Consider the following 10,983-nt stretch of genomic DNA (forward strand, 5'->3'; position numbering starts at 1 on the left):
TCGACCCCCACGCCGGCCACATCCTCACCAACCGAGGGACGCCGACCACTTGGAGTGAACTCACGACAAGTCGTGTGTCACTACATACCGTCTAGTCGAGCCGGGACACCTCGTGGCGCCAAGCGGCGCCGATATTGAGACCAGCACCCAGGTTCGGCAGGTCCGCCAGATCCGCGGCACCGATCGGCACCAGCGTGCCGCCCGCCGAGACGATGGACAACGACAGCGAGGCGATCACGTCGACAGAGATAGCGCGAAGCACCGCCTCCTGCACCGACGCGCCGGTGGACGTGAGGCCATGGCCGCGCATGAGCACCACCGGCCGATCGCCCAGGGAATCGGCCACATCGTCGCCCAGGGCAGGGTTGTGAATCAAAGCGGCCCTGGGGAATACGGGCACTCCCCCGTGTGCCAGCACCGCTCCCGGGATGTCGTAGGCCCCGACGATGGGCAGGATGGGCAGCCCTGCAAGATCGGCGGCCACGACATTGTGCGGGTGCGCGTGAACCACAGAGGTGACATCCGGACGGCGCATGAGAATCCGGCTGTGCAGCGGCAACTCGTACGGCACGGTGTAGCCGCCGTCCAGTTCGCCGGCAGCACCCGGCTCACCGGTGAACCCCACCAGGCGGATGTCCTCGGGGGTGGTGTGCAGCAGCCCACGCTCCTGCGGCCCCCGACAGCGGATCAGCATCCGCGACTCGTCGATCCGGAAGCTGATGTGCCCCAAGATCCCCGGGGCCAGCTGCCGGGCGGCGAGCACGCGGCAGCCCTCGGCGACCAGCTCCCGGAGCTCGTCCAGTTCCCCGGGCCTCATGCCTGCACCGCCGTGCCGGCGAGCTGCGCGTGGACCTGGTCGGCCGGGCCGCCGGCCGCGATGGTGCGCCGCAGCTGGACCGAGGCCTTGGGCCAGTTCACGGTCAACCCGCCGCTGGCCCGCCCGTCCGCGTCCTGCCAGATCGCGGCAAGCCGGAAGGGCTCCGCCTGCTCCACAACGACCGGGGTGCCCGTGATGTCGCGGGTGCCGAACAGCTGGATCTTCCAGTCGTACTGGTCGCTCCAGACGTAGGCCACCGGGTCGTGCGGGACGGGGGCATCGGGCGCGAAGATGTTGCGCGCCACGCAGTTCGCCTGCTCCACCGCGTTGGTCCAGTGCTCGACGCGGGCCGCCTTCTCCTGTCGCGGCTGGTACCACCGGGCGATGTCGCCGACGGCGAAGATGTGCTCGGCGCCGGCCACACGGCCGAACTCGTCGCACTCCACGCCATCCTCCAGCGCCAGGCCCGAGGACTCCAGCCAGCGTGTGTTCAGTACCGCGCCGATACCGACGACGACGGCGTCCACGAGGACGCTCGCCCCGTCGGAGAGCTCGGCCCTGATGCCGCCCTCCACATGCTCGAGGGTATCGACCGTGGCACCGAAGCGCGTGTCCACCCCGTGCGTACGGTGCAGCTGCGAGAAGCGCTGGCCCAGTTCATCTCCCATCACTCGCGCCATGGGGGTGGGCGCCGGGTCGACGATCGTGACCTCGATGCCCTGTTTGCGGGCGAGGGAGGCGACCTCCGCGCCGATGAAACCCGCGCCGACGACCAGCAGGTGACTCGCGCCCAGCAGGCTCTCCCGCAGCGCGCGGGCGTCCGCGATGGTGCGCAGCACGTGCACGCCGGGGCCCGACCACGGCGCCGGCCGGGCGGCCGCGCCGGTCGCGATGACCAGCTCCTCGTAGTCGAGAACAACCCCGTCGCCCAGCACGACCTGCCTGTCCTGCGGACGCAACTCGACTGCGGCCCTGCCCAATACGAGCTCGATGTCGAGCTCGCGCGCCTCCTCCGCGGTGAGCAGCGGAACGTGTGCGTCGCCGTCGAGCGGGGCCTTGGACAGCGGCGGCTTGTCGTACGGCAGATGCGACTCGGCCTCGACCACCGTCACCTTGCCGGCGTAGCCCTCATTGCGCAGCGCCCGGGCCGTGCGGATACCGCCGACCGAGCCGCCGACGATGAGAACCCCGCCACTCACTCGTCCTCCAGCCAGAGGGCGTTGGCCGGGCAGCTCTTCGCCGCGGTCTCGACCCGCTGGCGGTCGGACTCGTCCACGCGGGTCTTGAGCAGCACCACGAGGCCGTCGTCGTCCATGTCGTAGACGTCGTCCGCCGCGACCACGCAGTTCGCGTAGCCCTGGCACAGTTCGAGGTTCGCCTTGAGAATTGCCATTTTGGGATCCTTCCTTCAGTAGGTCGCGCGGACCACGGCGTTCAGACTTTGATGCCCATACCGCCGTCCGAGTGGACGACACGGCCGGAGATGCCGCGCGACCGTTCGGAGGCGAGGAATACGTAGCTCCAGGCGTGGTCGAGGCCGTCGAGCGCGACGCCCAGCGGATTGCGGCCCGCGAGTTCCTTCGCCCGGTCCGGGCCGTCGAGCCGGTTTTCCGTCAGGCCCAGCGTCGCAAGCCCGCTCAGGTCGGTGCCCAGGGTGCCGCCGGGGGCGACGCCGTTGACGCGGATGTCCGGCGCCAGCTCGTACGCAAGGGTGGTGACCAGCCCGCGCACCGCGAACTTCGACGAGACATAGAGCGTGCCGCCGCGGCCCGGGTAGTACGCCGAGGTCGACTCGGTGAGCACGATGGAGCCGCCCGACTCGCGCAGCGCGGGTATCGCCGCCTTCACGCTGTGCAGGTGCGACTTGACGTTGACGGCGAACATCTCGTCGAACGCCTGGTCCAGCATGTCGGCGTCGATGCTCTCGAGCTTGCGGTAGAAGTCGAAGATGCCCACGCAGTTGACCAGGACGTCCAGCCCGCCGAAGCGGTCCACGACCGCCGACACCGCGGCGTTGTTGGCCGCCGCCTTGGTGGCGTCGCCCTGCACGACCTCGACCTCGGGGTGCTCGGCCGCGAGGGCCTCGCACTTGGCCGCGTCGAGTTCGAGCACACCGACGCTGGCCCCCTCCGCGAGGAAGGCGTCGACCACGCCGCGCCCGATGCCCGATCCGGCCCCGACGATCAGTGCGCGCTTGCCGTCGAGCCAGCCGGTCACGAGGCGTCCTCGGTGGCGATGAGCGACTGGAACGGCTTGCCGACCATGGCCGAGAGCGTCGTCTCGTTCTGCCAGGTCAGGGCCTCCAGCTCGAGCGCGTCCAGGGTGATCCACTGACCGGACTTCGGCGACTCGATGAGCAGCCGCGCGCCGTTGCGGGTGTGCACCTTCGAGATCCGCATGTCCGAGAACTCGTTCGCGATGACGATGGTCTCGCCGTCGCGCTGGTCCTGCAGGACACCGAGCCGCGAGTTGGCCCGGGCCGCCGCCGCGGCGTCCTCCGCCTCACCCTCCCAGGAGAGCTTCACAGGAACACCGCCAGGTTCTGCATGCGCAGCACCGACTCGTCCGCGGCGATGTGCCGGCGGGCGAGCCGCCAGACGCCGTCCTCGAGACGCAGCAGGTCGACGCGGCCGACCGAGAGCAGCGAGGGCTCCAGCACGTCGCCACGGCTGCGGAACAGCAGGACGGCCGACTCCACGACGAGCTCGTTCTCGTTCTCGGTCGCGAAGGTGCGGACGTTGGACAGGTGGTGGCGCAGGCGCGAGGGGGGGTCCTCTGCCCAGGCGTGGCCGGTGTCGAAGCGCGCGACGCGGCGGCTCAGCGAGTACTTGTCCTCGTCGAAGTGCGCCATGTCCTTGGCCGTGTCATAGCCGGTGCCCAGCGCGGTGGTGACGCGGATCGGCATGAAGTAGTGGATGTCCTCGGCGAGGGTGTCCAGCCAGGCGTCATAGTCCTGCTGGTCCAGGAGGTAGGACTCTTCCACCAGCCAGCGATGCGCCGTCAGGTGCCGCTGGTCGTCGAACGCCAGCGAGGCACCCACGGGCGTCGTCGTCGACGCAGCCTGGCCCAGCGGGGAGCTGGCGGAATCGATGGGGATGTAGGTGCTCATGGCTACGCCTCCGCCTTCTCGCTGCTGCACTGTGCCGCCGTCTCGCTGCTGCACTCGCCGTCGACCTGCGGCGCACCGACGTGAATGTTGGCCGGCACGGGCGCCGGCTTCTCGAGGTAGTCGGCCCACTCGTTGAGCAGGTGCCGCTGGTTGTACTCGCCGTAGCCGACGTGCGCGACGCCCGGACCACAGAACTCGTCCTCGGTCAGGGGCTGCACCACCGGGCTGTCGTCGTGCAGCATGCCCATACGACCGTTGAGCAGCAGTCGGCGGGCCATCGACCCACCGGCGGTGTTGGTCAGCGAGACCCAGTTCTCGACGTCGTCCTGCTCGAACATGCCGCTGCTACCGAAGCACATCAGGTAGGCCTTGTAGGAAAGCTTCTTGAACTCCTCCGGGGCCTCCTTGTCGACGACGAACCAGGACAGGACCTCGGTCTCGTCGGCGCTGATCGGCTGCCACTGGCGGATCGAGATGAAGGGCAGGACGTCGTCGCCCTCGGCGACCTTCGGCCAGTTGTGGACCAGGCTGATGTTCGGGAAGACCGAGGCAGCCGAGATCATGAAGCCGTCGCGTCCGATGACGTCGATCTGCTCCTGGGACCACTGCCCCTTCATCCGCTCGACCATCTCGTCGGGGTAGCCGACGTAGTTCATCTTCTCTTCGAAGGTGCCGGGGGGCAGCTTGTACGTGGTACCGCCGCCCTTGCCGGCCCAGTACGTGTTGCCGTCCTTGCGCTTCTCGGCCTTCGGCTCACGGAACAGGCCGATCTCCACGACGCTCGTGTGGGTCTGGGGCGTGTGGTACATGTCGCCGGCGAAGTTCTCGGCGCCGATCTTCCAGTTGGCCTTGACCCGCCAGCGCTGCGGCCCGCGGACCTCGACGCCACTGGCGCTCTGCTTGGTGTAGTAGTCGAGGTAGAACTTGAAGTCGCCGAGGAAGTCCTCGAGCGGCTCGGCGTCCGCGTCCATGGACACGAAGATCAGGCCGTTGTAGATGCCCAGGCTGGGGGCGGGCAGCAGCCGCTGGCCCTTGCGCGCGAAGCCCTCCTCGCCGCCGTAGGCCTCCTTGTGGAACGGCATGCCGACGATGCGGCCGTCGTTCTTGTAGGACCAGCCGTGGTACGGGCAGCGGAAGTGCGAGGCGTTGCCCTGCTCGGCGCGGCACACCTGCATGCCGCGGTGCAGGCACATGTTGAACATCGCGTGGATCTCGCCGGACTGGTCACGGCTGACGATGAACGAGTTGTCCATGACCCGGCGCACGACGTAGTCGCCGATCTGCGGCAGCTCCGACTCGTGGGCGACGAACATCCACGCCCGGCTGAACAAGCGCTCCTTCTCCGCCTCGAAGACCTCGGCGTCGTTGTAGATGTGTGCGGGGAGCATGCCCCGCCGGACGTTGGCGAGGACGTCGGCCGCGTCGCGCATGGGACCTCACTTCGAAAGGAGTTCAATGTTTCTGTATTACAGAAATAGATTCTGCATGCTGGTCTCGGCTGAGTCAACCACTTCCCAGCGGCGAGCCCCGGAATCCACGCAATGCGGAGCAGCTTGCGAGCCCCGCACGGCGGCGAGATCCCGGATGTGCCGATCACGTGAGGGGCCGCGCTCAGAAGGAGGACAGCATCGGAACGGTGTTCGATGGGCGCCAGGACCGAAGCCGTCACCGACAGGCCGGAGGACTGAATATGTCAATCCCATTCAGGTCCAGCAGGGCGGCTTGATCCGGACCCACCCTGATGCACGGATCAGGCAGATTGCTGAGCTCGGGTATGAGCGAGTCGGCAGGAGTCCGTGCCGGTTTCGATGATGTTGCCGCCGCGGTGGTCGAGGCAATCCGCTTGCTTGACCCTGAGTTAGCGGGCAAGAGCGCGGACAGGGTTCCTGAGAAGCGCACAAAAGTTCGCCGCCGGCTCAGGGTGATGATCGAGACCGAGATCGACCTCGCCAGCCCAGAGAACGTCTGTGGCTGGATTCTCCGCCGAGGGAGACCCTCTCGGGCAGATGATGACCGGCCTTCATACCGGACGCGGTCGAATCGCGGATCAGCCGCGGGCACGTTGACCGATGGCCGCTTTGTTGACGATATGGGCGATTCGACCTGCCCGTGTTGCGTCTCGAGCGGCACAGACGATCCACCACAGCATCTGTTTGCGGGCGCTGGGCGGAAAACCGTCCCAGTTGCTTCGAGCTTGCGGGTCCCGGTCCAGCGCCGCCTGCAAGTCAGATGGTTCCTCGAGGTCTTCGACTTGGTCGAGAATCGTCCACCAACCAGTGGATTTCGCGGCAGCAATGGCACCGCGACCAGCAGCGGTCATGAGGCCACGTGCCTCCATATCAGCTGCGCGTTCGCGGTTGAGTCGGGTCCAGGAACTCTTGCGTCTACGCGGCGTGAACAGTTGCAAATTGCGCTCTTCGTCGAAGATGGTGTTGGTGGAATCGATCCAACCAAAGCAGATGGCTTCCTCAACGGCCTGAGGGTAGGGGCAGCGTGGTTGGCTGGTGGTGGTGCGCCAGGAGCACAACCACACACCTCGGGCTGACGTGTGATTGTCCGTCAACCAAGTTCGCCACTGTTCCCGAGTCTCGGCGTGGATGATCGGGTAGTCGAACTTCCACGTTGGGGGGTGGACGGAAGCCGGTGGCGATGATTTCGAATTGGTCACTTACTCTCCAAGCTCAGAGGGAAACGGATACGTGTCTCGATAGACGAGGGGCCTGCGCAGGGAACACGTCCCCGCGGCAACCTGGACATGAATGGTCTTGTCGCGCAATCCTCTTCTGACTGTCATGGTGGCGAGACCCTGAGGTTAAGGGCGAGCCGACTGACGGTGTCGGCGAGCTCGGTTGGTTCGATGACGACCACTGGGGCGGTGAGCGCAATGCGCGCAACCGTCATGGCGAGCCTGCCGAGATCTTCGCTGCGGATCTGGACAAGGCAGCGGTCCGCTGCCACCTCGATCGGTGTGTGGTCAATCCATCTGAGTACGCCCTCGAGGTCGGCGAACGTGGCTTCGATGGCGAGTTTTGCATCGTGGTGACGGGGTGGCGAGCCGACTGATCTCGCGACGAAGCCTGCCGCGTCACCGCCCGGGATCTCGCGTGGCGTGAAATGACTGCCTGCCAGCCAGGGCTCCGAGAGCCGGTCCAGTCGAAATGTTCGCCAATCCGCACGATGGTGGTCCCATGCTACGAGATACCAACGACGTCCCGCCGTGACAAGGCGGTGCGGCTCGACGAGCCGTCTGCTGCTCTCGCCATCACCTCGCCGGTAGTCGAAACGAACGTGCTCGTGGTCGCGACATGCCGCAGCGAGCACACTGAGTGCTTCGGGGTCGACGATGTCGTCATCGGCCCGCCGCATGGAACTGACGCTCGAATGCAGTGCCGACACACGTCGGCGTAGTCGATGGGGCAGGAGTGTTTCGATCTTCGTCAGCGCGCGCAGCGACGTTTCTTCGATGCCTCCGATGGCGGCCTCGGCGGCGTAGCGCAGTCCGACGGCTACCGCGACGGACTCGTCATCGTCGAGGATCAGGGGCGGCACGTGCGCCCCCGTTGCAAGTCGGTAGCCCCCGTATTTTCCGGACGTGGAATCGACCGGATAGCCAAGGTCGCGTAGTCGATCGATGTCACGGCGCACCGTCCGCTGCGTGACATCGAGTCGTGCGGCAAGTTCGGCACAGTGCCAGAAACGATGGGTCTGAAGGAGCGAGAGCAGTTGCAGTGCTCGGCCTGTGGGATCGTTCCGCATTTCTTCAGATTGCCAGCGATCTAGGACTTCATGTGTCCACGATGCTCCCTATCGTCGGAGCAACCGGTCGATCCAGACACGAGATCGGTACTCAACTCAAAGGAGCATCCGTGAATCCATCCGACTTCCCCAGGCCCGTCCTTATCCCAGTCAACGGCGTGGAACTCGAAGTCTTCGAAGCAGGGCGACACAATGCCGGGAAACCCATCGTGCTGTGTCACGGATGGCCAGAGCACGCCTATTCTTGGCGATACCAGGTGCCCGCCCTTGTCGAGGCGGGCTACCACGTCATCGTCCCGAACCAGCGCGGCTACGGCAACTCATCACGTCCGACCGAAGTGACGGACTATGACATTGAACATTTGGCGGGTGATCTCATCACACTTCTCGATCACTACGGCTACGAAGATGCCACCTTTGTCGGTCACGATTGGGGCGCCTTTGTCGTGTGGGGCCTGACCCTGTTGCACCCGGACCGGGTAAACAAAGTGATCAACCTGAGCCTGCCCTACCAGGATCGCGGCGAGCAGCCCTGGATTGAGTTCATGGAAGCCGTGCTTGGCGGTGACTTCTACTTCGTCCACTTCAATCGACAGCCGGGCGTCGCGGACGCCGTGTTCGAAGACAACACCTTCCGGTTCCTCCGCAACCTGTACCGGAAGAACGAACCCCTCAGGGAGCCTCAGCCGGGTATGGCGCTGATCGATCTCGCCAGAGCAGAGACGCCACTCGGTGAGCCTCTGATGAGCGATAGCGAATTGGCCGTTTTCGTCTCCGCCTTCGAATCGACAGGATTCACGGGCAGTGTGAACTGGTACAGGAACCTTGACCGCAACTGGCATTTGCTGGCGGAGGTGGACCCGATTATCCAACAGCCCGCACTCATGATCTACGGCGACCGTGACGCGATCGCGAGGGCTGAGAACCTGACAGAGTTCGTGCCCAATGTGGAAGTAGTCAATCTCGACTGCGGTCATTGGATCCAGCAAGAAAGACCCGATGAGACCAACCAAGCGATCTTGAACTGGCTGGAACGGCAGGATGCCACATAGTTTCAAGGCTAGGTGCGGTCTCAGTGAAAATGTCAGTCTCATTCAGGTCCAGTAGGGGGCTTGATCCGGACCCACCCGCATCGATCTTCGATGACGAGTACCGACGGGCTTCGACCGCAACGACGTCGGCGGTGACCGCGCCGACGGTCAAGGCCGCTTCGATGCCGGCGATTACGTCATCGGTATCGATGATGCGGTGCAGGAGCAGGACGTCGATGAGTTGGCGGGTTCCGCCGGCGTCACCGTCGGTTTTGCGGGCCGCAGCCCAGAACGCATCATGAGCCTCGGTGAATGTTCCATTTCTGCGGGCTGCGGCCAAAGCGCTCGCTCCTGGTAGCGCACCGGGTTTGGTGCGTAGCACTTCCAGGTAGTGGTCGAGATCGAGGCTTTGGCCGCCTTGAGTGACGACGCGCCTGTGACGTGCGATTACCGTCCGGCCGTCGAAGACCACTACTTCCGATGCCCGCAGCGACACCCGTACCTGTCTTCCGATGAAACGTGCTGGGACAGAGTATTTCGCCATCCGGACAGTGATCAGTGCGCTGCGATCGACTCGGGGAGTCAAGGACAGTCCGGGGTCGAATTCTTCGTCTGGAGCGGGCAGCAGGAGAGGTGTCTCTGCTGCGAGGTCCTGCCCAACGGTCCGGATTCGGTCGTGGATGCGACGGTTGTTGTCGGCGGTGTCCCAGGCGCGGATCTTCTCGTTGAGCTCATCGAGTGAGTCGACAACCGGCATCGGGGACAACCTGTTTCGGCGGAACCTGCCTACTTCACCCTCCACGCCGCCTTTCTCGTGTGCTCCGGAGATGCCGGGTTGGCAGTAGAACGCGTCGAACTCGAAGTGTGAACGGAAGAGCAACCATCGCTGGTTCTCCACCCGAGCACGAGATTGCCCGTAGATCACCTTCTGCACTGCGCTGGTCAAATTGTCGTATCGGATGTGACGGGTCGGGACACCACCGATCTCGTCGAACGCGGCGATATGGCCTTCGAGGAACGCTTCTTGCCCTTGCGTCGAGTAAACGCGGTGCACAGATTTCCCCGAGTACGAGAGCCGGAATGTGAACATATGGCATTTGGTTTTCACCCCGGCCAGCATCACCCACACTTCACCGAAATCGACTTCCGCCTCAGCTCCGGGAGCGTGTTCTTGCGGGATGAACACTTCGACGCGACGTCCGGCTTCGACGTCGATCTGCGCTCGCCGGACCCGCACGTAATCACGCACCGTCGAATACGACAACTCTTGCGTCCCATGCTCGTCGGCAAGTCTGGCGAGGATTCGGCGGGCCGTGTGACGTTGCTTGCGTGGTGCGTCGATATCAGCGGTGAGCATGGCGGCGATCGCGTTTTTGAACGGATCGAGCTTCGGTGAACAACGCACCGCAACTTTTCTCGGCGGCGGCTGCGCGTGCGCCAACGCCATCCGCACCGTCGCCCGGCCGACCTGATGCCGGCGAGCCAACTGCCGAATCGAATAGCCCTCGACCCGGGCATCTCTCCGAATTCGAGCAAACAACTCCATCCGAGTCTCCATCACTGCCCTCCACCAGCTGCTGGCATCCAAACAACCAGATGCCACCAACACTGAGGTGGGCTCAGCTCAAACCGTCACCACCGCTGCGGCGATTCGCAGATGGGTCTGGATCAAGCCGTCACAGCGGTCTCGAATCAAGCTGTCATAAACAGAGGACGGGGAATGAGCGGGGATGGCGAGAACCGCAGACCCGCCATAGGAAGAAGTGGAACAGGCGATCGAGAGCCGTTGCCGGTACACCACGGACTCCACCGCCATGGCCACATAGATTGCGAGCCAGAATTTTTGCCGAAGAACCCACCGTGACACAAGGTGCACCCGCGCGGCGACCGACACCTCCGTCAGCGAGGCCGTGATGGTTAGCGCGGGATGCGCCTCGATCGTTCGGCCCATGAAGCATCTGCGGGTCGCGCGGCGAGGTCCCGGCCGGCCGCGCCCGCGCCCCGCCACCTACGACGCCGGGGACTACTAGGGTCGCAACGTCATCGAGCGCGGTTTCAACGAGACCAAGCAAATGGCGCGTGCTCGCCAGCCGCTGCGACAAACTCGCTCTCACATACCGCGGCGGAGCCGCCTCCGAGCCATCATGCTCTGGCTCACCGCAGTAGGAGATACGCCCTAGAGTCCCCTGAGCCCGAGCAGTCGGCTCGCGATGCGAGGTGGTCGATCCCCTCGCCCCCTCAATCGATCTACGAGCTCAGGCGTGTGGGGT

General features: G+C 65.0%; 12 protein-coding genes. 1 reads left to right on the forward strand and 11 read right to left on the reverse strand.

Annotation, left to right across the window (positions count from 1 at the left end; genetic code table 11):
* Positions 1-91: 91 nt before the first annotated feature.
* The 9 genes from J2X34_RS28115 to J2X34_RS28155 all read right to left on the reverse strand — a co-directional run bounded on the left by J2X34_RS28115 (position 92) and on the right by J2X34_RS28155 (position 7,682).
* Positions 92-817, reverse strand: a complete 726-nt coding sequence (locus J2X34_RS28115) for a class II aldolase/adducin family protein (RefSeq protein WP_114722049.1) — start codon at positions 815-817, stop codon at positions 92-94.
* The gene (locus tag J2X34_RS28120) at positions 814-2,016 is read right to left on the reverse strand and encodes an NAD(P)/FAD-dependent oxidoreductase (protein ID WP_429520330.1); all 1,203 of its coding nucleotides are present in this window, start codon (positions 2,014-2,016) and stop codon (positions 814-816) included. The genes J2X34_RS28115 and J2X34_RS28120 overlap by 4 nt, the downstream gene beginning before the upstream one ends.
* The gene (locus tag J2X34_RS28125) at positions 2,013-2,210 is read right to left on the reverse strand and encodes a ferredoxin (RefSeq protein WP_031940479.1); all 198 of its coding nucleotides are present in this window, start codon (positions 2,208-2,210) and stop codon (positions 2,013-2,015) included. Before J2X34_RS28125 ends, J2X34_RS28120 begins: the two co-directional genes overlap by 4 nt.
* A gap of 41 nt (positions 2,211-2,251) precedes the next feature.
* The gene (gene hcaB, locus J2X34_RS28130; protein ID WP_031940480.1) at positions 2,252-3,034 is read right to left on the reverse strand and encodes a 3-(cis-5,6-dihydroxycyclohexa-1,3-dien-1-yl)propanoate dehydrogenase; all 783 of its coding nucleotides are present in this window, start codon (positions 3,032-3,034) and stop codon (positions 2,252-2,254) included.
* Positions 3,031-3,342 (reverse strand): hypothetical protein, encoded by a 312-nt coding sequence (locus J2X34_RS28135; protein WP_031940481.1) that lies wholly within the window; start codon positions 3,340-3,342, stop codon positions 3,031-3,033. The genes hcaB and J2X34_RS28135 overlap by 4 nt, the downstream gene beginning before the upstream one ends.
* Positions 3,339-3,926 carry a 3-phenylpropionate/cinnamic acid dioxygenase subunit beta gene (locus J2X34_RS28140; RefSeq protein WP_174913503.1) on the reverse strand — a complete coding sequence of 196 codons (588 nt, stop codon included), beginning with the start codon at positions 3,924-3,926 and terminating at the stop codon, positions 3,339-3,341. The genes J2X34_RS28135 and J2X34_RS28140 overlap by 4 nt, the downstream gene beginning before the upstream one ends.
* A 2-nt stretch (positions 3,927-3,928) precedes the next feature.
* Positions 3,929-5,356, reverse strand: coding sequence for an aromatic ring-hydroxylating oxygenase subunit alpha (locus J2X34_RS28145; protein WP_114722053.1), 1,428 nt, complete (start codon positions 5,354-5,356; stop codon positions 3,929-3,931).
* 617 nt (positions 5,357-5,973) lie between these two features.
* A complete protein-coding gene (locus J2X34_RS28150; protein ID WP_429520331.1) occupies positions 5,974-6,594 on the reverse strand; it encodes a YdeI/OmpD-associated family protein in 621 nt (206 codons plus the stop codon).
* Positions 6,595-6,716: 122 nt separating this feature from the next.
* Complete coding sequence (locus tag J2X34_RS28155) at positions 6,717-7,682, reverse strand: helix-turn-helix transcriptional regulator (protein WP_429520332.1); 966 nt, start codon at positions 7,680-7,682, stop codon at positions 6,717-6,719.
* 110 nt (positions 7,683-7,792) lie between these two features.
* Between J2X34_RS28155 and J2X34_RS28160 the strand changes: the two genes are divergently transcribed.
* A complete protein-coding gene (locus J2X34_RS28160; RefSeq protein WP_429520333.1) occupies positions 7,793-8,734 on the forward strand; it encodes an alpha/beta fold hydrolase in 942 nt (313 codons plus the stop codon).
* On the opposite strand, the gene istA is transcribed toward J2X34_RS28160, so the two are convergent.
* Complete coding sequence (gene istA / locus J2X34_RS28165; protein WP_429520334.1) at positions 8,640-10,271, reverse strand: IS21 family transposase; 1,632 nt, start codon at positions 10,269-10,271, stop codon at positions 8,640-8,642. The two genes, J2X34_RS28160 and istA, sit on opposite strands and share 95 nt — an antisense overlap.
* 66 nt (positions 10,272-10,337) lie before the next feature.
* A complete protein-coding gene (locus J2X34_RS28170) occupies positions 10,338-10,664 on the reverse strand; it encodes a hypothetical protein (RefSeq protein ID WP_429520335.1) in 327 nt (108 codons plus the stop codon).
* Positions 10,665-10,983 lie beyond the last annotated feature (319 nt).

This window comes from Rhodococcus sp. BE178, assembly GCF_050433545.1.
Taxonomy (GTDB): Bacteria; Actinomycetota; Actinomycetes; order Mycobacteriales; family Mycobacteriaceae; genus Prescottella.